At 48.3% G+C, this 26690-nt stretch carries 16 protein-coding genes; 1 reads left to right on the top strand and 15 read right to left on the bottom strand.

Annotation, left to right across the window (positions count from 1 at the left end; genetic code table 11):
• Positions 1-119 precede the first annotated feature (119 nt).
• The 11 genes from EXU85_RS01000 to EXU85_RS00950 form a co-directional block, all read right to left on the bottom strand.
• The gene (locus tag EXU85_RS01000; RefSeq protein ID WP_142770296.1) at positions 120-1718 is read right to left on the bottom strand and encodes an FAD-dependent oxidoreductase; all 1599 of its coding nucleotides are present in this window, start codon (positions 1716-1718) and stop codon (positions 120-122) included.
• A 110-nt stretch (positions 1719-1828) separates the two neighbouring features.
• The gene (locus tag EXU85_RS00995) at positions 1829-3265 is read right to left on the bottom strand and encodes a RagB/SusD family nutrient uptake outer membrane protein (protein ID WP_142770295.1); all 1437 of its coding nucleotides are present in this window, start codon (positions 3263-3265) and stop codon (positions 1829-1831) included.
• A gap of 54 nt (positions 3266-3319) precedes the next feature.
• Positions 3320-6730 (bottom strand): TonB-dependent receptor, encoded by a 3411-nt coding sequence (locus EXU85_RS00990; protein WP_142770294.1) that lies wholly within the window; start codon positions 6728-6730, stop codon positions 3320-3322.
• Between the two features lie 237 nt (positions 6731-6967).
• Positions 6968-8086, bottom strand: a complete 1119-nt coding sequence (locus EXU85_RS00985) for a FecR family protein (RefSeq protein ID WP_142770293.1) — start codon at positions 8084-8086, stop codon at positions 6968-6970.
• Between the two features lie 311 nt (positions 8087-8397).
• Positions 8398-9456: a M48 family metalloprotease gene (locus tag EXU85_RS00980; protein ID WP_142770292.1), complete on the bottom strand. Its 1059-nt coding sequence runs from the start codon at positions 9454-9456 to the stop codon at positions 8398-8400.
• A 218-nt stretch (positions 9457-9674) separates the two neighbouring features.
• The gene (locus tag EXU85_RS00975; protein ID WP_142770291.1) at positions 9675-10745 is read right to left on the bottom strand and encodes a mannose-1-phosphate guanylyltransferase; all 1071 of its coding nucleotides are present in this window, start codon (positions 10743-10745) and stop codon (positions 9675-9677) included.
• 313 nt (positions 10746-11058) lie between these two features.
• On the bottom strand, positions 11059-12573 hold the full coding sequence (locus EXU85_RS00970; protein ID WP_142770290.1) for an efflux transporter outer membrane subunit: 1515 nt from the start codon (positions 12571-12573) through the stop codon (positions 11059-11061).
• Positions 12570-13673 (bottom strand): efflux RND transporter periplasmic adaptor subunit, encoded by a 1104-nt coding sequence (locus tag EXU85_RS00965; RefSeq protein WP_142770289.1) that lies wholly within the window; start codon positions 13671-13673, stop codon positions 12570-12572. Before EXU85_RS00965 ends, EXU85_RS00970 begins: the two co-directional genes overlap by 4 nt.
• 19 nt (positions 13674-13692) lie before the next feature.
• Entirely contained in the window at positions 13693-13992 is a 300-nt protein-coding gene (locus EXU85_RS00960) for a DUF952 domain-containing protein (RefSeq protein ID WP_142770288.1), read from the bottom strand.
• On the bottom strand, positions 13989-17177 hold the full coding sequence (locus EXU85_RS00955; protein ID WP_142770287.1) for an efflux RND transporter permease subunit: 3189 nt from the start codon (positions 17175-17177) through the stop codon (positions 13989-13991). The genes EXU85_RS00960 and EXU85_RS00955 overlap by 4 nt, the downstream gene beginning before the upstream one ends.
• Positions 17178-17347: 170 nt before the next feature.
• Positions 17348-18280, bottom strand: coding sequence for an AraC family transcriptional regulator (locus EXU85_RS00950; protein ID WP_142770286.1), 933 nt, complete (start codon positions 18278-18280; stop codon positions 17348-17350).
• Between the two features lie 323 nt (positions 18281-18603).
• Between EXU85_RS00950 and EXU85_RS00945 the strand changes: the two genes are divergently transcribed.
• Complete coding sequence (locus EXU85_RS00945; protein ID WP_142770285.1) at positions 18604-19050, top strand: peptidylprolyl isomerase; 447 nt, start codon at positions 18604-18606, stop codon at positions 19048-19050.
• 116 nt (positions 19051-19166) lie between these two features.
• On the opposite strand, the gene EXU85_RS00940 is transcribed toward EXU85_RS00945, so the two are convergent.
• The 4 genes from EXU85_RS00940 to gcvP form a co-directional block, all read right to left on the bottom strand.
• Entirely contained in the window at positions 19167-19976 is an 810-nt protein-coding gene (locus EXU85_RS00940) for a TspO/MBR family protein (RefSeq protein ID WP_142770284.1), read from the bottom strand.
• A gap of 78 nt (positions 19977-20054) precedes the next feature.
• On the bottom strand, positions 20055-22049 hold the full coding sequence (locus EXU85_RS00935) for an OmpA family protein (protein ID WP_142770283.1): 1995 nt from the start codon (positions 22047-22049) through the stop codon (positions 20055-20057).
• A 135-nt stretch (positions 22050-22184) separates the two neighbouring features.
• Entirely contained in the window at positions 22185-23453 is a 1269-nt protein-coding gene (locus tag EXU85_RS00930; protein ID WP_142770282.1) for a DUF2268 domain-containing putative Zn-dependent protease, read from the bottom strand.
• A 154-nt stretch (positions 23454-23607) separates the two neighbouring features.
• Positions 23608-26505 (bottom strand): aminomethyl-transferring glycine dehydrogenase, encoded by a 2898-nt coding sequence (gene gcvP / locus EXU85_RS00925; protein ID WP_142770281.1) that lies wholly within the window; start codon positions 26503-26505, stop codon positions 23608-23610.
• Positions 26506-26690: the final 185 nt, after the last annotated feature.

Genomic DNA, 26690 nt, shown 5'->3' with positions numbered 1-26690 from the left:
TTATCTCCATAATCCGAAAGAAACGGTGCGGTGCTGCCTACTCAATTGAACCCAGAGCCGCAGAGGACACAGAGGTGTATAAAGTTCTGTGTTCTCTGCGGCTCTGGGTTCAATTAATTCTACGATTTTTTGGGCATGTCCCGGTTGCCGTTCCATACCTGGTGATCGATACTCAGAATGACGCCCTTCTTCTCCAGCGCCTTCTTGAGCTCGTCTGCATTTAAATTCTGTACAGCCTTCTTTTGTTTTACGGCCATAGCAGCGGCTATGCCTGCGCTGTTGCCCAATTGCATCCAGGTCGATTCGACTCGGAGCGAGCAAAAGCCTACGTGCGAAGCCGATATACATACCGGCACAAGCAGGTTAGTACACTCGGTGGCCTTGGGTGTGATGGCCCGATAGGAGATTTCGTAAGGCTGGCTGATTGGCTCCCAGATACGCCCTTCGTTCACAAACTGGGTTTTCGAAACAGCCACCCGTTGCACATGGTGACTATCAATCCAGTGAGAGCCTAAACAGATGGCATCGGGTTTTGTACGTTCCTGAAGAATATCTTTTTGGGTCTGTACATACGCCCCAACCATGCGCCGGGCCTCGCGAACGTAGAGGTAGTACGGGAAGTTTTCATTGTCTTTAAATTCATTCGCACTCAAGCCGTAGCCCGCCGTTTCGGTACGCAAGGTTTCCGGGACGGATGGATCGTTGGCCAAGTAGTACATCAGCCCGAGCGTCCAGGATTTATGGTCCTGGTAAATAGCCTCTCGTCGGGCGTAACTGGCCTCTGGATAATCCACATTCCCACCAAAATGTCCTAGTGAAATCACCGCCTTTTGTTTGTTGTTCGTCTCAAACTTGCCTTTTGGGTAGGTCCAGGAATATAGGTCAATAATATCAACCAGTTTCGTTTCCGGGTGATTTTTAAGCAAGCGGGTTAGTAAGACATAGCGCTCGGGTTTATACGAAGCGGGTTTGGGAAACGGTCGCCGGTCTGTGTTAGTCGACATCATCAACCGAAAATTGTAATTCATTACCCGGTCACTGGCCTGCCCTTCGGTTAAAGTAGCTCGTTCGACAAAACCCGGCAGTAGCTTACCGGCATCATCGTAAGGAGCGGCTTCAATGGGGGTATCAATGAAGCGCACGCCAGCCAGCGATTCGCCATACTGCTCCCGGCTCTCCCGGCCGTGGGTATGCGATACACCCACCCGAGCCAGTAAATCGCCTTCGTAGGTGGCATCAATGAAAACGTTCCCTGCTACGGACGTGCCGTTCGTCAATGCTATCGACTGAATGGCTGTTCCCTGTTTTTTGGCGGACTTAATAAAGGTGGTGTACATTACCTTCACCTTTGCCTCCTGTAGCAAATCGGTAAATACTTTCTCGGCCACATGCGACTCGAAATAGAACACCGGCCCATTTTTACCATAATGCTTACCCAGCCGTTCATAAAATTCCAGCGGTAATCCTGAGTACGTTTCCTCAATCATGTGTTCGGATTCGGAGGTGCCGATACCGCTGGTATTTAGCCCACCGACATGTTTGGTTTGTTCTATAAGCAACACACGTGCGCCTTCGCGAGCAGCAGCCACTGCAGCAATAACCCCTCCGGGAGTTCCTCCATACACGACTACATCGTAGGTTCCTGTTTGAGTCGGTATTTCTATCTGAAAAGCACTACAACAGGTGAGCAGTAAGCAAAAAAAGAAAATAGATTTCATCGTATTGTCTAAGATTAATAAATGGGAAGCATTTAGCTAATGGCTAATCATCCATTAGCTGGTGTGACCCCAACAGGGTCATACCAGCTAATAGGCAAGTCTGCACTTGCTTAAAAACCCGGATTTTGAGTTAGCGACGGATTGGCATCTCGCTCGAAGGTAGGTATGGGGAAAAGCAGGTATTTATCCGAAACCGTATAGCCTTGGGTTTGGGCAGCTGCCAGCAATTTCCCGGTACGCAGTAAATCCCATCGTCGGTGCCCTTCCCCGGCTAGTTCCCAGCTTCGTTCCTGCAAAATCGCATCACGGAACTGATCCTGCGTAAGCCCTGACAGATCCTGCGGACCCGTGGTATTGACGCCTTTCCTCGCCCGTGTTCGCACCTGATTAATAGCATTGTAGGCCTCAACGCCAGGACCAGCCAGTTCATTAAGGGCCTCTGCGTACATCAGTAGCACATCAGCATAGCGAATAACCAGGAAATTATTCCGGGCAGCCCCCGCACCACAGGCATTAGGGTCCCAGTACTTATCCAGGTGAGGCCCGGTTCGGGACATAACGACCGTGCCATTGGCAATTGTTTTCTGGGTAATGACAGCCACCTGCCTGCGGTAATCACCCGCCACAAACGAGTTTGCATAGCTATCCGTAACCTGAAGAGATCCACCCGTCAGGTTAATTGGATAGCTAAAATAAATGGCAAAATTTTCGGCCATTGAACTGCCATACTTTGGCTGAATACAGCTGAATTGGATCGAGAAGATATGCTCAGGGCCGTTTTCTTTTTCGGGCGTGAATACGTCCCGATAGTCTGCCACGAGACTGTAGGTTTTTGAATCAATGACCTCTTTCGCTTTCGTAGCCGCATTGGTCCAGTCTTTACGAGTCAGGTATACTTTGGCCAGGATTGACTTGGCGGCACCCAGGGTAGCGCGACCAACTTCGCTGGCTGCGGTGTAACTAACGGGCAGCACCTTCTCAGCATCCAGCAAATCCTGAATGATCTGCTGATAGACCTTATCGGCAGGATCACGGGGGATTTTGACATTCACAACATCGGTCGTCGTTTTCACCACTAGGGGAACATCGCCAAAAGCCCGAACCAGATTAAAATAATGCAGGGCCCGCAGAAATTTAGCTTCCCCAACAATCTGGTCACGGAGTTTGGTGTCCATCGCAATTTTTGGGACGTTTTCGATCACTCGATTCGACCGGTCGATGGCGACGTAGGAGTTGGTATAAAAGCTGTCAAAATAGTTTGTCGATGCCGTATATTTAAACTGATCGATTTCGTTGACGGCCGGATCGCCATCGGGCCGAACCAGGAGATCCTCTCCGCTCAAATCGCCAAGGACAATCATGGGTATCTGGTAAATAACCTTGGCCCGGTCATAGACCGCATTAATGGCCGTGGTTGCATCGGCGGCCGTAATAAATGAATTGGATTCGCTCAAAAAACTGATCGGCACTTCTTCCAGATTACTCTGGCAACTGCTGGCCACCAGCAGCCAGCTCAATAAGGATAGCAAATAGTTAGTTTTTTTCATGGCTGTTTATGCGATTATGCGCCTGACGCATAGGACTGACAAAGAATTAGCGACTTAGAACGTGATAGTACCCCCTATGGTGAAGGTGCGGGAAGGCGGGTAGGCATAGTTATCAATGCCGTAGGTCGTATTGCTGGTGAAGTTGGAGTTCACTTCCGGATCATAGCCCGTGTACTTGGTGAACGTGAGCAGGTTTTGGCCACTTACATAGACCCGGGCAGAGCGGATCGCTTTCGTTTTCAGTGGAAGCCGGTAACCCAGCGAGACGTTTTTAAGCCGCAGAAAGGAGCCGTTTTCAATCAGATACGAGCTATTCGTGAAATTCCACTGCCGGGCCGAGGGACGATTATTGGATGGTTTTTCCGTTTGCCAGTGATCGTCAATAAAGCTTTGAAGCGCCGTGGCGCCGGGATCAATCTCTGTAACACTGCGGGTATAATTGAAAATCTGATTTCCCTGCACACCCTGAAAGAAAATCGAAAGATCCAGCCCTTTAAACGAAACTGTATTCGTCAGGCCATAGATGAATTTAGGTAAGCCATTCCCAATGATGGCACGGTCAGTAGCGTTATTGAACACACCATCTCCGTTCACATCCTTGAAGCGAGGGGCTCCGCCTATATCGCCTGTTTGAGCCAGAGTACCAGCGGCCTTCACCGCGTCGGTCGATTGCCACACACCGTCAAAAACCCGTCCGTAGAAGGACCCAATAGGCTCGCCCACTTTTACAATCGTTTGCATACTCGTTCCCCCATCAGTGACCAGATACTGATCGGCATCGGCCAGGCGGGTTACTTTATTTCGGTTCGCCGAAATGTTTCCCGATGTTGTCCACTTGAATTTTCCGTCGACGTTTACCGATGTAATACCTAGTTCAACACCCTTATTTGTGAGACTACCTATATTACGGATTACGGTTGTGAAACCCGTAGTAGCAGGCAGATCAATCCCCAGGAGTAAATCAGTCGTTGTTTTTATGTAATAGTCAGCCGTTACCTGAATTCGGTTATTAAGTAGGCCCAGATCAAATCCCGCATCAAATTGCCCCGTTTTTTCCCAACGCAAATCAGGATTGCCAATGGTTTGTGCCTGAGTCGTTACCACTTCTGTATCTCCAAAGACGGAACGGGAAGTCAGGTAGGAAGGTAATGAACTGTACAGCCCAATCCCATCATTACCCGTTAAGCCATAACTTAATCGGAATTTCAGGTCACTGATCGCTTTACTGTTTTTCAGAAATGGCTCATCCGATACACGCCAGGCAAAAGCGCCGGAGGGGAAGAAACCATACTTGTTGTTAAGCCCAAATCGCGACGAGCCATCGAGTCGACCGGTCAGGGTGAATAAATAGCGATCCATGAACCGGTAATTAATCCGGCCTAAATAGGAGTTTAAGCCCCATTTTTGAACCGTAGTGGTGGGGGCGATCAGTACAGATCCCTGCCCCAGGCTATAAGCTCCCAAGGTATAGTTGGCAAAGTTCTGGGCTTCCTGATACGAGCGGTCTTCCCGATTAGACTGGAAGGTAATACCCGCCACAATGTCGAAGGCATGATTGGCATTCAGCGTTCGGTTGTAGGTTAACGTGTTCTCGTTCAGCAAATTTACATTGCTCGACGTACCATTAGAGCCATAGCCATTTACCGTATTAGCCGCCAGCGTTTGGGGCGTGTAGAAAACGTATCGTCGGGTATTGAGCAGATCGACACCTACGCTAACGCGGGCAGTTAAACCGGCCAATAATGTATACTCGCCAAACAGATTACCCAGCACCCGATCACTGAATAGCGCATTTGTAGAGGTTCGTAGTAAGGCAACCGGGTTGGCAATACTGGCCATACCCGAACCGGGACCAACGTTCAGTAATTGCCAATTGCCAGTAGCATCATATACTGGACTTGCCGGAGAAATGGTTCGGGCCGCCCCCACTGGGCTGCCGGTATAGCCGGTCTCGTTAATGCCATTGTTAATGCCGTGGCTTACTGTAAACGTAGTCCCAATTTTGAACCGGTTGCTCACAGTAGCGTCCAGATTGATCCGACCTGTGTACCGTTTATAATTATTGGTAATAATGATGCCATCCTGATTGAAATAATTTCCACTGATCAGATACCGAAGCTTATCCGTTCCACCCGAAAACGAGAGCTGGTAGTTCTGCATCGGGGCCTGTCGGTAAATTTCCTTCTGCCAATTGGTGCCGACCCCATATTCTGACGGTTTCTTAGGATAGGCCGTTGTATACCCGAATCGTTCAGCGAACCCCAGATTTCGGAGTTGTTCATTTTTGAGCGCGGTTTGCTCTTCAGCCGTGGCTAGCTCAAGCATTTTGGTGATGTTCGACACGCCATAATACGTATCAAAATTGACCGTCGATCGTCCTTCTTTACCCCGTCGGGTAGTGACCAGCACAACCCCGTTCGCTCCACGAGAACCGTAAATAGCGGTAGCCGATGCATCTTTCAGGACTTCGATGCTTTCAATATCGTTGGGGTTGATTGTTGAGAGCACATTCGGAAAATTGGATGACCCACTGGCCCCCTGCGCCGACGCAGGATTCGTTACGGGGAAACCATCAATCACGTAAAGCGGATCGTTGGAGGCTGAAATAGAATTGCCACCTCGTACCCGAATCGTGACGCCCCCGCCCGGCGCATTTGAGGAATTAGTAACCTGTACACCCGCTACCCGGCCTTGTAAAGCCTGGTTAAATGAGGAAATAGGTTGCGCCGTGAGTTCGGTTGAACCGATAGACGCTACGGAACCCGTTAAATCCCGCTTTCTGACGGCCCCATAGCCAATGACAACCACTTCGTTGAGGGCTTTTTCATCGGCCTTTAACTGAATAGTCAGAGTCGTTTGATTGCCTACCGCCACTTCCTGGCTTTGATACCCAACAAAGCTGAATACAAGCACTGCCGAATTATTGGGAACGGCCAGCCGAAATTCACCTTTACTATCCGTAACAGTACCCCGTTGTGTACCTTTCAATAGTACGCTAACACCCGGTAACACGTCTCCTTTCTCGTCGGATACGGTGCCCGCAATTGTCAGTTCAGCCGCCATAATGGGAATTTGGCCCATATCAGGCAAACTGGAACTGCTCGCTTCTTTGCGTAGCACGATATAATTGCCCGAAACCTGGTAGCTGATATTGAGCGGCTTCAGCAGTCGATCAAGAATGACATCAAGCCGATCGTTGGCAGCCCACACCGACACCTTATTCTCGGCATCAATCAGTTGCGGTACGTAGGTAAACTTTATTTTGGCGGCTTTCTCGATTCGATTCAGAACGGTTTTTAGCGGTTTATTCTCCACCTGAACGGATACCGTACGATTTAATAGCTCCTGGGCCATGCCATTCCGGGCTATGGTCAGGCTTGTAAAGACTACAGCCAGTATCAACTGTACACAGGTAATCTTCATGACATGGTAAAGGGAAAAGGGTGATTCCCAAGGTTTTTTCATACTTTTAAACTGGTTTTTGTTCAACAGATTCAGAAATGAAGGGCAAAAGCAATCCCGTCCCCATTTTTCAGGGTAATCGCAACGCCAGAAAAGGAACGGGAACAGTAAGAACGCCGGATTGCTGAGGTAGCTTTGGTCGCAACAAGGCCACCCTGGCGATCCGGTTTTTTAAATGCAGGTCAGGTTTTTCTCATATATAAGGGGTTAATGTGTTATTGCCAGGTAGCTAATTGATTATTAGTTGCACCCTTTCCCAGTGATAACTATCTGTGTTTCCCAAACTTCATAGGTTGCACCGATCGTTTGGCAAATCAGGTCCAACTTCCGGAAAAGAGGCTCATCGCCCAGTGGAGCCGTCAAATTGCACCGCTTTAGTGCCTCTGGATCATACTTGATTGTTACGCCGTAGGATTCCTCCAGGGTTTGAAACACATCCGTAACGGGCGTGTTGTCAAACACAAAATGCTGATTGTTCTCTGGCTTTTTAATCAACGCGGGCTCCTTAACCAGGCTTTTCGTTAGTCGCTCACTATCTTTCTCAAATAAGGCTTGTTGATTCGGTGTCAACAGTAGCATATGCGCAATCTTGCCCTTCTGTTGCTGAGCCTTTTGAAATGCTTTCATACTAAACACCGCCACTTTTCCGGTACGTACGGCAACAGTTACCTGATTCAGGTTTGCCAGCGTTTTCACGCGAAAGCTTGTACCAACGACCTGCGTTATTAACCCGTTTGCATAGACGAGAAACGGTTGCCTGGGATTTTTTACAACCTCAAAAAAGCCATCTCCCGTCAGGCTGACTTCGCGCTTTTGATCTGAAAACTTTTCCGGGTAGCTTAGTTTAGTCTGTGGCTCCAAAACAACCCGACTCCCATCTGCCAACTGAATAGATAATGGCTGGCGGGTCGTATTCATTTTCTCAATCCAGGCAACTGTCGATTCGCCAGGCGTAGCAATGTGCGTCCCTATGCTATTTGACGCACCCGGTTTCAGCATGAACCACCACCCAATGCCTAGCACTAAAGCAATTGAAGCCGCAGTCGCCAACCACTGCCATCGGAAGCCCAACTGATACTGGCGCGGTTCGTCAGCTAAAACGGTGTTTTCCTTTTCCTGAAGATGTTGGTCAATTATTGCCCACATCCGGTTTCCCTGCTCTACGCTAGGTATAACCTGCACCCGCGAAACCGCTTTCAGCAAGGCTCTGGCTGCTACAACTACAGGCTGCTTTTCAGGATAACGCGTCAGAAAATCAGACCAGAATAAATTGGTTTCAGAATCGGGCTGTTGCACCCATTCCCGAAAGAAATCATCCTGAGCAAGGTCCTCAGCCGTATAATCGGCATAGATAGGCATGAGATATAGGCAATAAAATCTACAAATAGTCTACTCCTACTAACAAGAGTAGCTAACCGGTGAAGTGTCCCCTCCAATTCGAAAAAATAGTTTACTTTTTTTAGGCTGACCGATCGGTTAAGCCAAAAGCATCTGTAGGCGATTTAGGTGCGACGAAATTGGGGAATAGTCCGAATCAGGAAGCACAGATACACCACAGGGCTATCAATAGTCGCCATACTATGCTGACTATTGATAGCCCTGTGGTGTATGTTATTCGTACTAAGTTGGTAATGTACACTCGTTACGAATAAACTAGAGTAGCTATTGGATTACTGCACTGGCTGACCGTTCTTAAACGTAGCCACGATCTTATCGCCATCCGCAAAATAGTAGGTTCCTTTGCCGTTAGGAATATTATTCTGGAACCATCCTACGTATTTATCGCCGTTTCGGTAGTAATACACACCATAGTCGGAACGGAGATTATCCCGAAAATTTCCTTTGTATTTCACTTTACCATCGGCGTAGTATTCTGTCCCTTCGCCGTGTTTATCGCCCTCTTCAAACTCGCCTGCGTAGCGTTCGAGGGTTGGGTAAACAAATACCCCTGTCCCATCCTGGCAATCACCTGACACACAACCTACTGTTACCCGGTTACCAGCCCGGCGGACGGGTGCAGCAGGTGCCACTACGGGGCGAGATGATGCGGCCAAACTGGTATTGGTACTCATTGGCTTGGGAGCCATAGCGGTTGGCGTTTTCACCGCCGTTCGGCTTTTGGGATACATGGCTTCCGCTTCCAGCCAACCCTTGCGAATAGCCTCGATACGAGCCGGTTTGGCTGGGTGGGTTGAGGTGGCGTGTTCATCACCCAGTGCTTTCACGGCTACCGTTGCATCTTCCAGGGATGCCCCTAACTGGTGCAGTACAAAGCCAGAAAACTTATCGGCTTCAATTTCTTTGATCGGTTGTCCCCCCCGGCCATCAATCGTATGACCCTGCAAATGGTGCCCGATTTCATGCGCCATGATGCTGATAGCCGACCAGTCGGTTTCGGTTTCTTCCTCAATTTGCGCCATAAAAGCGCCATCATAAACGATAAATCGCTGCCCTTTGAGGACGGTTGCGAAACAGTTAGAGGTATTGGCGCACTCAATGACTTTGAAATTGCGTAGTAGCCCAATAGGTTTCAAAATCCGGTCAACAACGCGCTCAGCATGGCCATTGGAGGGGGTCGTAGGCGAGCAAATGACGTCGGGGGCCGCTTTCCCGCCCGTGTAGCTACAAATAAACGAGCCGGGACTACTGGGAATCTGGGCTAATAGCGGGCCAACAAAGGCCACACTTAACGAAAGAATAGATAAAGATAAAGCCGCTCTCACAGGCATAACCGAGGATGGTTAATCGTACAACACGGCTGAATAACGAACGGAATCAGGTTGCTATTTTAAGCGGGCAAAGTTTTTCCAGTTAATATAAAAAAGGCACCCGTCCGGATTTCATTAGATCGCTACGCGACCAAAATGATCCAGACGGGTGTTGGTTGATTGTCATTTATTGGTAAATGACAATCAATGACCATTAATGACAACTTATAACTACCTACTTAAACAAACTCAATACCCCGTTCTTTGGCGTCGGCTACAAAGTTTTTCACTTTTTGCTCTTCTTCTTTCCGGCAAATCATCAGGACGTTGTCATACTCGGCTACAATGTAGCCATCCAGTCCATTCACAACCACCAGGCGATCTTTCGGCGTTTTAATGATGCAGTTCTTCGTATCGTAAAGCATGATATGACCGTCCACCACATTGAAGTCATCATTCTTATCCGACACTTCATACAATGATTTCCACGTACCCAAATCCGACCAACCGAAATCACTCAGGACAACGTATACGTTATTCGCTTTTTCCATGATACCGTTATCAATGGAAATGCTTTTCGTGAGTGAATAGGCTTTATCGACAAACGCACTTTCCTGCTCTTTGTAATAAGCCTCTTTTCCTTCTTCAAAAATCTCGGCGACTTCAGGCAGATATGCCTCAAACGCTTTAATGATTGACTGAGCGTTCCACACGAAAATACCAGCGTTCCAGACGAATTCGCCACTTTCTACAAACTGTTGAGCCAGTTCAAGGTGGGGTTTTTCAGTGAACGTCTTGACTTTTTTAATCGCACTCTCAGACTCCGGAATGTATTGAATATAGCCATAACCTGTATCAGGACGGCTAGGCTGAATGCCCAGGGTTACCAGAATATCCTGCTCTTTCGTTGCATCGAGAGCCGTCTGAATGGTTCGCTGAAATTCCTCTTCCTTCAGAATAATATGATCGGCAGGCGCAACAATGATGTTGGCTTCGGGGTCCTGCTGCGCTATCTTGTAACAGGCATAGGCCACACAGGGAGCGGTATTCCGTGCAATGGGCTCACACAAAACCTGATCATCGGAGAGTTGCGGCAGTTGCTGCTGGCACAAATCCTTGTAAAGCGAACTGGTAACTATATAAATATTTTCGGGGGGGCAGATGCCGTCAAAACGGTCGGCGGTTTGTTGGAGCAGCGTTCGGCCGGTACCGAGAACATCATGGAATTGTTTAGGATAACTTGTCCGGCTGAAAGGCCAGAACCGCGTTCCGACGCCCCCCGCCATAATAATGACATAGGTGTGATTCATTGATATCGAACTAATTTTGTGACAAAGTTGCCACTATCTTACTGTTTTTATACCAGAAAAGTTTAGTATTCTTAGTGTAGGCCATACGTACCAATCACGCCTATCTATGAACGGCTTCAATTTACAATTAAAACCAATACAATCTATTTACCAATACACATAAACAGTATCAATACAAACCTATTTATTAAACGATTTTAGATTAATAAAAACTTAACAAAGAGTTACTAGATGAAGGAGTCTTACTATATGCCCTCTAGATAAGGCATATAGTAAGACTCCTTCATCACTCTATACATTGACAATCAGTGTGCTACCAATCCCCGCCAACAGCTCGTAGTAGAGCAACCGCATACTGAGATTCCTGACTCCGAAGCTGCACTAACTGCTGTTCGGTTATAAGAATCGTACGTTGCGCATCGAGCACTTCAAGATAGGTAGCTAACCCCCGCACATAGAGCTCACGGTTATATTGTTCCGTCCGACGGGCCAGTGTGAGCGTTTGTCCTTGCAGATCAATCTGCTGACGTAACAGGGTAAGGTTATCCAGGGCCGTTTCGGCATCCCGCTGGGCTACCTGGATCGCCTGCTGGTACGTCTGCTGATTCGTTTGGATCAATTGTTTCGAGAGCGCGATATTTTGACGGGCGCGGTGGCCTTCATAAAGTGGCACTGATGCATTGACGCCTAGAATATACGTACCACTACTTGGCGTGAACCACGGACCAACCCGCCCTGAAAGTACGCCTGCCGAACCAACCAAATTTACTCGTGGTCGGGTACTGTTCTCCTGAACCGTTACCTGTGCAGCGGCAATCTGGTTCTGACGAATAAATTGCACCAGATCAGGTCGATTCTGCAATTGATCAACCGCAACGGTAGCAAATGGATAACTAGGGACCGTTGCCGGTAAAGTACCTACCGGAACCGAAAACTGTGATGGGTCCTGTGCACATAATTGCGATAGACCATTGACCAGCTCAACACGGGCGCGCTCCAGTCCTTTGAGGGTTACCTGTAAACCAGCATAATCTGTTTCGGCTCGTTGCACATCGATTTGGTTGATCAGCCCCACCCGGAAACGTTCACGAAGAATAGACAGGGTAGTATCGCGGGACTGAATATTCCGACGAAAAACGGCTTGTTCTGCATCGTTTCCCCGAATGAGTAGATACGTTCGGGCAATATCGGCGGCAAGACTCAGGCGAAACGCCTGGTAATCGGCAACGCTGGCTTGTGCCTGCAAATCGGCAACAGCAATGGTGCTCCGAATACGCTTAAACAAGTCTAGCTCATAACTGGCGTCAATGGGCAGCAATTGAAATGTATTCAACTGAAAACGGGGAGTTTCGTCTGGTGCCGCCGTTAGCAGAGCTAATGGCCGATGCTGAGACAAACTCTGTGTGGTAATTAGGGCCGAACTCCGCAACGAGGGAGACAAAAACGACTGGGCAACCCGCACCCGAATTCGGGCCTCTTCCAACCGACTCAATGCCGCCCGTAGGTTCGGGCTATTATCCAATCCTAATTGAATCAGAGACTCAAGCAGAGGGTCACCAAAACGACGAAACCCGCTAACCGTCAGCGTTGGCGCCAGGTCAGCGGAATTGAAAGTCGACGTTATGTTCGGGGTCGGCGCAGTAGCTCCATTCGTGGCCGGTGATTGGGGCTGAACCGTACCTGGTGTATTGGTCGACCCGTTGCCGGGTTGAATGGTTACAGCACCACCTGGCGGGCTAATAGGCGTTGTTTGTGCGTTTACCTCGAACGAATAGATCGGCGCACCGACCGCAACAAACCATAAACTAATTACTATACTTTTTCTCATCGTTGGGCTACGGTTTTGGCCGCAATAATCTCCTTTCGGAAGCGAACTTTCTGACCATCGCGAAGGCGGTCATTGGGGTTAGTGACTACAATTTCCTGTCCGGTCAGGCCATTGGTGGCTTCAAGCGTTGTCCCATAGTCGCGGCCTAGCGTAATTGGAACAAACCGAACCCGTTTGTCGGGATCAACCACAACAACCCGCGGGCCTTCGGACGTTATTTGTAAGGCATTTGCGGGAATTAAAACGGGGGCTTTAGCCGCAATCATATCAAACTTTACCATGCTGTACAGGCCAGATGGCAAATCCTGCCCAGGATTTGGAATGACCACTTCGGCCAGTAATGTTCGTGAATCACTGCGCAACGTACCCGACGTCCGCACTACTTTACCCATAAATTTCTGGTTCTTTAGCTCAGGGATGATAACCGTTGCGGGCAAACCGATCTTGATATAACGAAAGTACGTTTGCGGAACATCGACAAATACGCGCAACGTACCTAACTCGGAGATTGTAAATAACGGCTGGCCGGTACCTGGCGACACGATCACCCCATTCTCAGCCGTCCGACTGGTAATCACGCCACTGAATGGAGCCCGGACCTGCTGCAAGTCCTTTAGGGCCTCCAGACGACCCAAATTAGCCTGGGCAACTGTAACACCCGACTGGCGGGTATCAATATCCTGTTTGGCAATGGCACCGGGCAATTGCACACTTTGCAACCGGTCGAGATTAACCTGAGCCAATTGCCGGTCCGCTTTGGCACGCGCAATGTCCTGATCAAGTTCAGGCGCATCGATTACGGCCAATACCTGTCCCTGTTTTACATGCGCACCAATATCTACGTACCACCGGCGCAGAAACCCCTGCGTACGAGCGTACAACGGTGTTTGTCGATAGGGTTGAATCTGGCCAGGCAGCGTCAGGCCGGTTGTATCGGACGAGTGCTTCAGAGGCACGGCATTCACAATCGGCTCCCGGCTTTTTTCCTGATCAGCGGCTGCCTTCAGTTCCTGCGTATTCTTGATTCTCGGCAATACTCCGAAAAATACAAATAGGGCAGTGAGGGCCAGTAAGGGAATAATGATTCGTAACGCTTTCATATAAGTAACTCAAAGACAACTAGTTCAATTGTTCTATTTCTATAACAGCATCTTTATTGAGAGGCCCATACAGATGGGGAAACAACTCATTGTTCGTAGCAAGTTCATATTTTAGTTCCTGCGTTAATTTCTCTGTATCGACATGCAGCAGCAGCAAGTCAGGAACGGTTGCATAATACCGGCCCAAGGTTGCGCCCACCTGTTCTTTTTGCGACAAATGGATAAAGCCTTCCGTCTGTAAACTGGCAGCTTCATAAGTCGGCGAATTTTCCTGTGCAGCCCAATCGGCAGCCGAAACAATGTGATAAATCAAGCTCATGATACAACGGGTGTCGATTGATCCTCCGACTTTGGTTTCCGGGCCAGATAGCTAAAAACGACTGGCACGAATAACAGCGTGGTAAACGTGGCCATTAATAAGCCTCCGATAACAGCCCGTCCAAGTGGAGCATTCTGCTCACCCCCTTCGCCAAGCCCCAGCGACATGGGGAGCATCCCGATAATCATGGCAATGGCGGTCATCAGAATAGGTCGCAAACGAGTCCGTCCTGCTTCGAGAGCCGCTTCGTAGGCATTACCGCCAACTTCAGGCAAATGATCTTTCGCGAAGCTAACCAACAAAATACTGTTTGCCGTAGCTACACCTACGCTCATAATTGCGCCCATCAGCGATGGAATACTAAACGTAGTGCCGGTCAGAAATAGCATCCAGACCATGCCACACAACGCACCTGGCAAGGCAGTGATAATAATAAACGGATAACGGAACGACTGGAAGTTAACGACCATAAGCAGGTACACCAGCAAAGCAGCAAAGACAATACCCAGACCCAATCGGTTAAAGGCGCTTTCCATACTCTCCACCTGCCCTCGAATCGAAATAACGTTACCAGGTTTTAGCTGTGTTTTGTATTCGGCCGAGATTTTCTCCAGCGCCTTCGCAACCGATCCTAGATCCGTTTTCTCGACAGACGCATACACATCATAGGTCGGTTGTGTATTAACCCGGTTGATAATGACGGGAGCAACCGTGCGTCTCATCGTCATTACATTGCTCAACAGTTGTGGCCCTGCCTGCGCCTGACCTGCCGTAACGGGCGTTTGAAGCAGTTTTTCGTATGAGTCAAGTTTGTAGGGTGGTGTTTGTACCGCAATGATGTAGGGAAAACCCGTATTTGGATCGGGCCAGAAGTTCGGGCGGGTCTGACCGGTGCCGCTCAGGGAAATATTCAGATTGGTTGCCACCCGTTGTTCGGTCAGGCCCAATTGACCAGCTCGTTCACGGTCCACATCCAGGAACAGTTCGGGGGCGTCTAGCACCTGGTGCAAATGCACATCAACTAGGCCTGGAATCTGCGCGATTTTATCCTGCATATCCCGCGCTACTTTAAGGTTATTAGCGCGGTCGAAGCCCGACACCTGCACATCAATAGCGGCCGTCAGACCGAAATTCAGAATCTGACTGACGATATCGGCGGGGAGGAAGAAATACGTAACGTCAGGCATTTCTTCACGTAGCCGCGCCCGCAACTCACTGGCATAGTCGTCTGTTGAGTGCGAACGGTCTTCATTCAGCGAAATCAGCAATTCCGCATCCGCAGAGCTGGCCGATGAGTTATCAGAGAAAAAGAAATTATACCGCTCGGAGGTCAGGCCAATGTTCGTAATAATTGACCCTACTTCGGCTTCCGGAATTACTTCACGAACAATTTCAGCCGTTTTAGCCGAAACCTGTTCGGTCGATTCGAGACGGGTACCGGCAGGTGCACGTAAGTGAAGCCGCATTTGCCCACCATCGACATGCGGAAAGAAATCACGCCCGACAAACGGCAACAGCACGCCGGTGAAAATAATCACCACTAAAAATACAGCAAATACGGTTCTACGACTATTGAGTACCCATTCCAAAGCCCGAATATACCGAGCCTGAAACCGATCGAACCCCGCATTGAAGCGGTTATAAAAACGAGCAAAGGCCGATGGCCGACTCGCCGATTCAAGCTCGTGTCCTGTACCATGGCTCTCACCCTTTAGCATCAGATCAGCCAGCGCCGGAACCAGTGTCCGGGAAAGTACGTAAGACGCCAGCATGGCAAACACCACGGCTTCGGCCAGGGGACCAAACAGGAATCGGGCCGGTCCTTCAAGGAACAGAACCGACGTAAATACAATACAAATGGTAAGTGTAGAGACGAGCGTTGGCGTGGCAATTTGCTGGGCACCTTCGAGAATGGCCTGCCGTAGCGGCATGCCCAATTCTTCGTTCCGGTGAATATTTTCGATGGTAACCGTTGCATCATCCACCAGAATACCAATGGCAAGCGCTAGTCCACCCAGGGTTTGAATATTCAGCGTTTCGCCCAACAAATACAGAACAATCAGAGACGACAGAATAGATAATGGAATCGAGATCGCTACAATAAGCGTACTGCGCCAGCTTCCCAGAAAGAGTAAAATCAACGCTGCAGTCAATAGCGCAGCAATTAAGCCTTCTACTAATACGCCTTTGATAGAGGCCCGCACAAACAGCGATTGATCGAACAGTGCTTCAATACGCAGATTTGATGGCGCTGCGGCCCGAACCGTTGGTAAAATCTGGTTTTTAATCTTATCGACAATTTCGGTCGTTGAGGCATTCCCCGTTTTCACGATCCGCATCAACACCCCCTTACTGCCATCCTGCTTCACAATATTCGATTGAACAGCAGATCCATCGTGCACGTTAGCGACGTCGCGCATGTGAACAGTCGTTCCACCAACGGTCTTAATCGGGATGTCATTTAAAGTAGTAATAACATCAGGCTTGGAATTCAGGCGAACATTGTATTCACGCTCAGCCAGTCGCAGTGAACCACCCGGTAGCGTCAGGTTTTGAGCCGAGACGGCATTGGTCACCTCCTCTGGCGTGACATTATACGCTACCAATTGTTCGGGTTCTAAATCCACCGCAATCTGGCGGGATTTACCACCAAAGGCCTGCGATAGACGGCTACCGGGTACCGTTGAGATCTGCGGCCGAACACGCGTTTGCGCGTAGTCGGTAATCTGTGATTCAGTCAGGCTATCTGACGAAAGGCCTAATTGCAGAACTGGTACATCGGTAGCGTTATAGCGGACAATAAGCGGAGGCTGTGTTCCGGGCGGCATACGCACCAGAATTGTCTGCGAAATGGCCGTTACCTGCGCGAGTGCTTCTTCTATTTTAACGCTGGGCTGGAAAAATATTTTTAGAACCGCAGTGCCATTGTAGGTCTGCGATTCGAGCCGTTGAATGTCACTTACGTTATTAATCAGTGAGGTTTCGGAGAAGTTGGTGATCATCTTCTCCATTTCGTTCGTCGACAAACCGGTATACCCCCAAATGACGGATACGACCGGAATATTAATACGCGGAAAAATGTCGGTTGGCATTTGCGTAACGGCCAGCCCACCCATTATCATGATCAGCAACGCCATAACGGCGATGGTATATTTTTTTTCAAGCGCTAAGCGAACAATCCACATGATGAATCAGGTAAGTAATTAGTACCTAAAGCCTTAAGCAATCACTCTATCTACTAATGGCTCAAAATTAACGGTACGCCCATCAACAGAACAGGTAGGTTTTGTAGTTTCACTGGTAAAAAGTGCAGATACTAAAAATTAGGCTAGTAAAATTACCAGTTAACATTGGCTTATGCGGCTAAAGCATAGAGTTGCTCACGGTAGGTCCGGGGTGTTATGCCCGTTATGCTCTTAAAAAATTTGGTAAAATTGGATGGATCATCGAAGTGAAGTTGGTAACCAATCTCAGCTACAGTCAGATTCGTATTCCGAATTAAATTCTGAGCCTCAAACGCGGTTCGCTCCCGAATATGCTGTAGCGCCGTTTTACCCGTGTATTTCTTCAGTATATCGCTTAGATAATGGGGGTGAATATGCAATCGTTCAGCTGCTTCGTGAACTGTAAGTAAAACTGGCGCGTCCTGATTGGGATCAGGCAGGTAATACATCTGCAACAAACTCTGAAAACGCTCAACCAGCGAAACAGGTTGAGAATACTCGATGGCCGAAAGTGTCTGGCGGTAGGTATGGCGGCTCTTTATCAGCAACGCCTGAAGCAAATGGTAAATTAAATCCAATCGATCCGCTTTTGAACGCGTTGGATGACCAGATTCGGCAGCAATGAGTTCAAATTGACTGGCCAATTCTGTTACCTCATCGGATGTAATATGAATTAACGGTTGAGCCCCTTTCCGATAAAAAGGGTATTCCTGCATGGGATCGGAAAGCAACGACCGCTTGGTTACGAATTCTGACGTAAACATCAGTACCTGACCATGCCATTGATCTTCTTTATGGATTGATCGGACTGTCCAGGGGCGCAAAAAATATAACGTTCCCGGCTGAACCTGATAAGGAACGCCATCCAGGTGAATAGTGCCCGTCCCTTCAGTTACCAGAGCGGCCACATAGGTACTACTTCGAAACGGTGGAATTACTTCTCCGGGTCCGCCAAATTGCTCAAATGGAAAAATACCGAAGCATCGATTGGTGGTGTCAATCGACTTCACAGCCTTCAAAAAATCCGGCAGGTTATCGTAGTACGGAATCGATTGATTTTCCACGTTAATTGACGTTCAGGACAAGAATAAACGGGTACGAATGGCTCAATAAGGAAACCTACGGAAGTAATAGTACTCAATAAGAAAAATAACGTTGAGTAGAATTGCACAAAAACAAGAAGTCATCCCCTACTCCTTTTTGTTTTCAACTTAATACAAGGCAATTTAGTTGCATTATTCCACAAAAACCAATACCAATAATTGACTTATTTAAAGAATTAATTTATCTATTCAGCCTGGCTGGTCAATGGAAAGTTGCCCGTTTATGGAACCACATTAACTGGAAATCGTTGTAGGTTTGCATACAAAACAAAATTGATTAGGTTATGCCAAAGGCACAAATGAATACGGATAAGGGCACGATGACCATTGAGTTCTTCGAGAAAGATGCCCCGAAAGCGGTAAACAACTTTATCACGCTTGCTAAAAAAGGATTTTACGACGGGGTCAAATTTCACCGCGTTATTCCAAATTTCATGATTCAGGGGGGTGACCCAACCGGAACCGGTGCGGGCGGACCAGGCTATACCATTGATTGCGAACTAACCGGTGAGAATCAATACCACGACCGGGGTGTATTGTCGATGGCACACCGGGGCCGTAACACGGGTGGTTCGCAGTTTTTCATCTGCCACAACCGCCAGAACACGGCTCACCTCGACCGGAACCACACGGTTTTTGGTAAAGTTGTTGACGGCCTGGACGTAATTGACCAGATTCAACAAGGCGATAAAATCAACAGCATTACGGTACTGGAAGACGAAGCGGCTTAAGCCAGGATAAGACTCTTGTGTAAACGCCCACGCTCCAATAGAAGCGTGGGCGTTTTATCTTGCGGTGATGTCAGTTTCTAAAAACTGACATCACCGCAAGCCGCTTTGTAACCACACTAACTATACGACGGTGTTTTTCGAGAAATCAGGCCTGCGATGGCCAGCCCTACCGCAATAATAGCTCCGGCACCTGCTACTAGCTTGATTTGATTATAGCTCGTTTGCTCAACGGCGATGGCCACATAAGCCCAGGCGAAAACCAGTATATACGCTATACTTCGAAACCGGTTAAAGACAACAGTGCCAACCAATAGCCCTACAATTAGCATGGCCACAGCCCAGGTTTGTTCGCTCAGATCCATCAGACCAAAATCGGTCGCTTTTAAATACACAGTAACATTAAGAATCGTTGCCACCGTTAGCCAGCCGAAGTAGATCGAAAAGGGAACACGAGCTAACCACGTTTCTGCTGATGATGTTGTCGATTCTGGAAGGGTCGCATTTTGGTCGATCGCTACGATGGGAACGTGTTTCTTTTCTAACAGACGTTGCTCAATAATGAGCAATGAAAACAACATCACCAGGATAACGACCAGCGCAATTCCGATTTGTTCATTATTGAAGAGTGGACTCCAGATGGCATTACAAAAGCCATTCAATACAACCCACCAGCCTATAGCCCGAAACCGAGGATTTGTTCGCTGGGTGCCAAGCCCCTGATAGACCGCAAAGGCCAGCAACCCAAGAAAAATGATTCCCCAAATGGAAAACGCATAACCTGCCGGTGTAATCAGCGTATGGTATTTATCCGAAATTTCTTTGTTCGTTTTCCCTCCAAACGCACCGACATTGGAGAGATAGTTCATAACGATAAGCGAAATGACACTAAACACAACGAAAAATTGACGCAGTCTGTCGTTCTTCATAAACAATAAGGCCCTGGTTATTAAGCGATAACCAAGGCCTTAAATATAGTGTTTACTTCGTTTGATTCGATTCTGGCCTTACAATTCCAGAATCTTGATCTCTGTTCGGCGGTTGCGCTGGTGTTCCTCTTCGGTTTTGGCATTTTTAACCACCAGTCGAGTTTCACCATACCCTTTTGCCACTAATCGATCGGCCGAAATTCCCTGCGACACGATATAATCAACGGCGGCTTTTGCCCGGTTCTGCGACAGTTTCAGGTTGTAGGCATCTGAAGAACGAGTATCGGTATGTGAACTGAGTTCCAGTTTGAGCGTTGGGTTATCTTTCAAAATGACCACGATCTTGTCGAGTTCTGGCGAAGCATCCGCCCGGATATTGTACTTATCCAGATCGTAGTAAATGTTTTCCAAAACAAACGTCTTGTTGAGTACCGATTTATCCAGGAGAACCGGAACGTAGAACGTTGTGTCGGTCTGGGATTTGGTCAGAAAAACCGGAGGGATGCTTTTACCCTGCATCGTAAATTGCTCCCGACGAGTCAGATAGCCCTTCCGTTCGGCCAGAATTGTATAGTCTTTCCCTTCCTGTAATGGATATTTACCAAACGTGCCCGATTCTCCCGTTGTTACTTCGGCAATAGGTTGGCCGGTGGCATCGTCCAGAATTCGTACTTTGGCCGAATCCAGTGGCACAACGGGAGTTTCGTTGACCGAAACAGTTCCTGCTATAAAATAACGTACGATTTTAGGTGCATCGGCTGACGGTGGATTCTTAGCAATCGTGGTTGTATCGGCAGGTGGGCCTTCCTGGAAGAAATAGATATCATCGTCCCCTTTACCACCTGTCCGGTTAGATGCCAGGAAGCCTTTTGCCGGATCGGTATAAACCAGGCCAAAATCATCGGCTGGCGAGTTAATTGGCTGACCCATATTCTCAACCCGCGTAACGCCCCCTGAACGAGTGGCCACAAAAATGTCCAGTTTCCCTAAACCGGGATGTCCGTCTGAGGCAAAATACAATTTGGCATTCGGGCCAACATAAGGGAACATTTCATCGCCGGGGGTATTTATATCGCGGCCCATATTGACCGGGCGACTAAAGCGTCCTGATGCGTCGATGCTGGTCCGATACAAGTCGATTCCACCAGCGCCACCGGCCCGGTTCGATGCGAAATAGAGCGTTTTACCATCCCCCGAAAAGGCGGGTGAACCATCCCAGGCTAATGAGTCACTAATGGGTAACCGAAGCGGCTGACTCCAGGTAGTACCATCGAAGCGGCTGATATACAGATCAACGTCTAACCCACCTTTGCGTTTGCCATTGTTGCCCCGTGCCAGCACCATTGTTTTGCCATCCTTCGAGAAAGCCGGTGTACCCTCATTCACATTACCCTCAAAAATGTTTGTACTGAACAGTTCAGGTTTGGGCATACTACCGGTTTCATCGGGATTCTGGTTCAGCTTGGTTTTATACAGGCCTAGCATCGGCTGGCCGTTATTTTTATAAACCTGCTCTTTTCGCGAAGCTGTAAACACGAGCTCTTCGCCCCGCACAACGGGCGCAAATTCAGCGCCCGGCGAGTTCAGGTTACCCATATTCCGAAGCGTAATCAACGACTTGTTTTTGGCAATGATGTCAATGGCCTTTAAGGTTTCAACCTCTCGCTTTGCCTTATCGAGTGTGCCTTTGGCTGTGGTTCTGGGCGCATTGGCTACGTACTGCTGCAATTGCTCGAGTGCCCCCGTATAATTTCCCTGCGATTTCAGCGCGTAGGCATAATTCAACCGGGCGTCTGGCTCGGTCGTGTTGGCTTCAATGGCTTTCTGGTAGAACGGAACCGCTTCGCCAAACCGGTTCGATAACCGGTAGGATTCTGCCGTGTAATAATTCAGCCGAGCGGGGTCTATGTTTCCCTTAGCCGCTTTCTGGAACTGGTTCAGTGCCAGATTGTACTCTCCAGCGTCGTAATGACGAACGCCTTTTTTATACGCCTGCATAGCCGAGTTGCAGCCCATTAATCCGGAGGCCAACCCCACCGCTATTAGCAGTACAGACAACGTATTGATTTTCATAGAGGTTAGTGAGCAGAGTACTTTTTCCGCGCCCAAGATACTGCAAATTCAGGCGGGTACTACTTTTAACGAATACAATTGGCTTTTTATTGAGGGTTATTTCAAGGTTGAATCAACCAACTACTTACTACGTATTCACAGGCATTCTATCTTCTCTTCCACCCGACTCCTCTCAAGAAATTGTCGATAATCCTTAATGTTTAGCATATCATAAACGGCTTGTTTTTTATCGGCGGCTTCGTCATAATAAGCTTTACAAATCAAATAACCCACCCAATATCCTAGGTCGGCAGGTTTATCGGCGGTTTCCTGAGCAGAGTTAGCAATCCAGTTCGACGCACGATTCAGGTACATTTCTTTTTTAAAATCAGCCCAAATCTGCTTCTCTCGCCCTTTGGCGTACACACCCAAGCGTGAATTTGCGGTTTTACCCGAAATCAATTCACCCAGGAAATCGGCCATTCCCTCTACTAAAGCTGCCCGGAGTAACGTCGTATCATTTGCTAAACTTCCCTGTTGAAAATGAATTAACTCGTGGGCTACTATATGGGGTAATTCGCTAAGGTTACTGAAGTTATTTTTTTGCCAAAGGGTCAGTTCGTCAGTAGGCACAGCAGGGGTTCGACAGTTTTGATCCAACCCAATAATTAACCCATTCGATGTAGATGTGCCACCGCTGCTAAAGCTACCAATCACAAAATAGACATTCGGGAATTTAGCGGCAGGGTATAGTTCTTTAAATTTGATGAAGCTGTCGATCATTTGTGGCTTCTGAGCTTCAACTTTAAGGGTGTTCGGGCGCAGAGACGCATAAAACTTAGGCAGTTTCTCCTGGCTTTTTACAAATTTAGCCAGCGTACGAATTTTATACTCGTAATAATCCTGCAAACCTGGTGTAGCCCTGGCCAGATACTGATCCCGGTAAATTTGCATACGCCGACTAGTGTCTTTCAGCACCTGATTATAAGCCTCCCAAAAATTGTGAACATCGGTCGTAATGAGTCTGGCTTTACGTGGATCGTCAGTGTAGATTGGATTAGGTTTTATACTGTTAAGGAGTGGTAGCCAACGCTTGTCTGTGTGTAAAGCTTTTAGGTCAGCATCTTTTTCAATATTGGCCAGATTATCATATCCGTACGTCTTGACAACCAGCGTTAGGTACTTAAATGCCAGATCAATCTGACCCAATAACGCGTAGCAGCAACCTGCATCGTAATAAACGCGTTTACGCTGGAAAGGAAATTCCGCAACCTCACCGGCCTGTACATAGAAAGGCGCTGCTACGGCAAACGATTTGGTATTATAAGAACTATCTGCTTTCCAGCGTAGCGTGTTGACTAGCTGCGCCTGTAGCTGACTACTAATTAGATAAAAAACCAAAAAAGTAAGAAATCGAGCGTACATCGGTAAATCGCTTTTACTGAACGTATGAATACTATCTTAAAGAAAAGAATAGCCCTGATTACGTTTTTCTACTCTATACTAACCATACTACCGAAACCTAAAAAGCCACCAGCCTGATTCAGGCTGGTGGCTTTTTAGGTTTCATTGATCAAGTCTATTGCTCTACACTAACTTCTTCCCCAACCTCAGCCGCATACGCTTCTACCGGCACACAGGCGCAAACCAGATTCCGATCGCCATAGGCTGAATCGATTCGGCTAACACTTGGCCAGAATTTTCGGGCGCGAACCTGTGGTAATGGATAAACCGCTTTCTCGCGGCTATAAGGCCGGGTCCAGTTATCACTCAACGCAACAGTAGCGGTATGGGGTGCGTGTTTCAGTACATTGCTAACACGATCGGCCTGGCCGTTTTCGATCTCCCGAATTTCTTCACGGATAGCAATCATAGCCTCACAAAAACGATCCAGTTCTGCCTTCGATTCCGATTCGGTTGGCTCAATCATTAAGGTACCCGCTACCGGGAACGAAACCGTTGGCGCGTGGAAACCATAGTCCATCAATCGCTTGGCGATATCTTCAACTTCAACCCCCGTTGCCGTTTTGAACGGACGGCAGTCAATGATCATCTCATGTGCACAACGCCCATTGGAGCCCGTGTAAAGCGTTTCGTAATGACCATTTAAGCGCGCTTTGATGTAGTTGGCATTCAGAATGGCGCGTTTGGTTGCGTTCGTCAATCCTTCGCCACCCATCATCGCGATGTAGGCGTAGGAAATGGTCAGGATACTAGCCGAACCGTAAGGTGCCGCCGAAACAGCATGGATCGCCTGATTACCGCCAATATGAACCATAGAATGCCCCGGCAGGAAAGGCACCAATTGCGATGCTACACCAATTGGTCCCATGCCCGGTCCACCGCCACCGTGCGGGATGCAGAACGTTTTATGGAGATTCAGGTGACAAACGTCCGCCCCGATGTTAGCCGGTGAGGTCAAACCAACCTGCGCGTTCATATTCGCGCCATCCATATACACTTGTCCACCGTGCTGGTGAATGATATCGCAGATTTCAATGATGCCTTCTTCAAACACCCCGTGCGTAGATGGGTAGGTTGCCATCAGGCACGAAAGGTTTTCACTGTATTGCTCGGCTTTCGCTTTCAGATCGGCGACATCGATGTTACCGCGCTCATCGCATTTTACGATGACCACTTTCATGCCCGCCATAACGGCACTGGCCGGATTTGTTCCGTGCGCCGATTGTGGAATGAGGGAAATTGTCCGGTGAGAATCGCCCCGGCTTTCGTGATAGGCCCGGATAACCATCAGACCTGCGTATTCGCCCTGCGCACCCGAGTTTGGTTGCAACGACATGGCGGCAAAGCCTGTAATTTCACAAAGCCAATCATTCAATTCTTTGAATAACTGCTGATAACCAGTTGTTTGATCTTTCGGCGCGAATGGGTGAAGCTTACCAAATTCTGGCCACGTAACCGGAATCATTTCGGCCGTAGCATTCAGTTTCATGGTACAGCTACCCAGCGATATCATTGAATGCACCAGCGAGAGATCTTTCTCTTCCAGCGACTTCAAGTACCGCAGCATTTCGTGCTCTGTGTGGTATGTATTGAATACCGGATGCGTCAGGTAGTCAGATGTTCGGACAAGTTGTTCCGGCCAGGTAGTTTCCAGCCCTTCCAGAATTGCCTCCATATCCGCTTTCACGCCAAATACGGTCAGCAATTCGGTTAGATCATGATAGGTTTTGGCTTCATCGAAAGAAACGCTGACGTGCTCATCATCGGGCAGATACTTTAGATTAATTTGAGCGGCCTTCGCTGATTTTTTCAACGATTCGGTATCCGACACTTTTACGGTAACCGTATCGAAATAATTTTCGGTACTAACCTCGTGGGCACTCCAACGTAGCGCCGTAGCAAATGCCTTTGTTAATCCATGCACTTGCTCGGCAATGGAACGAAGCCGTTGCGGGCCATGATAAACCGCATAACTACCAGCCATAACCGCCAGTAATACCTGCGCCGTACAAATGTTTGACGTAGCTTTTTCGCGACGAATGTGCTGTTCACGCGTTTGCAGCGCCATCCGTAAAGCAGGTTTCCCTTCGGCATCCTGCGACACCCCAATAATCCGGCCTGGAATCTGCCGTTTGAAGGCATCGCGGGTTGCGAAAAAGGCGGCATGTGGACCACCATAACCCATCGGCACCCCAAAACGCTGCGATGAACCAACGACAATATCAGCACCCATTTCACCGGGCGATTTCAGAAGCGTCAAGGCCAATAAATCAGCGGCAACGGCAACCGTACTATTTAATTCGTGGGCAGCAGCAATCAGGTCTGTATAATCGAATACTTCCCCATCCGTAGCCGGGTATTGGAGCAAGAGACCGAAAATATCCCCGTTCGTGAGGTCAACCGTGCGGTGGTCGCCAATGAGAATGTTGACTCCAATTGGCGTAGCCCGGGTTAACAGAACATCAATCGTTTGGGGATGGCAGCGCTCCGAGACAAAAAACGTACTGGCGTTTTTCTTGGCGGCTGGCCGCATCGCATACAGCATATGCATGGCTTCGGCGGCAGCGGTGCCTTCATCCAGCAGCGATGCGTTGGCTAGATCCATGCCCGTTAGGTCTGATACTACGGTCTGGAAATTCAATAGCGCTTCGAGCCGTCCCTGAGCAATTTCGGCTTGGTAAGGCGTATAGGCCGTGTACCAGGCTGGATTCTCCAGAATATTACGCAGGATAACGTTTGGCGTGATGGTGTCGTAATATCCCGTACCGATGTAGGATTTGAAAACTTTATTCTGTCCGGCTATTTTTTTAAAATCAGTCAGAAACTGCATTTCCGACTTAGGATCGGGCAAATTCAGCGGATTTTTGAGTCGAATGATTTTGGGTACAGTCTGCTCAATCAGTTGATCGATGGATTGGACGCCCACCGTTTTAAGCATTTCGGTCAGAGCCGCGTCTGTTTGACCGTGATGACGGTCCTCGAAGGATTCCTGATAACGAAGATTTAACTTCATTGAACGATGGTTTCTATAGTCTGTTAGATCAGACAAATTTACGCAATCCTCCCGTAAAAGCCGTATCGTTAAGGGAATTGTGCGGCCTTGTCATCACCAGATAGTAGTTTACTGGACGAATCATATACCCAGATAGTGTATTATGAAGTATACTTGCTCTATTATTTGACAACAATCCTTTTCGT

It is taken from the genome of Spirosoma sp. KCTC 42546 (genome assembly GCF_006965485.1).
GTDB lineage: Bacteria > Bacteroidota > Bacteroidia > Cytophagales > Spirosomataceae > Spirosoma.
The sequence above is the reverse complement of the archived record's forward strand: the minus strand, read 5'-3'. Positions and strand labels throughout refer to the sequence as shown.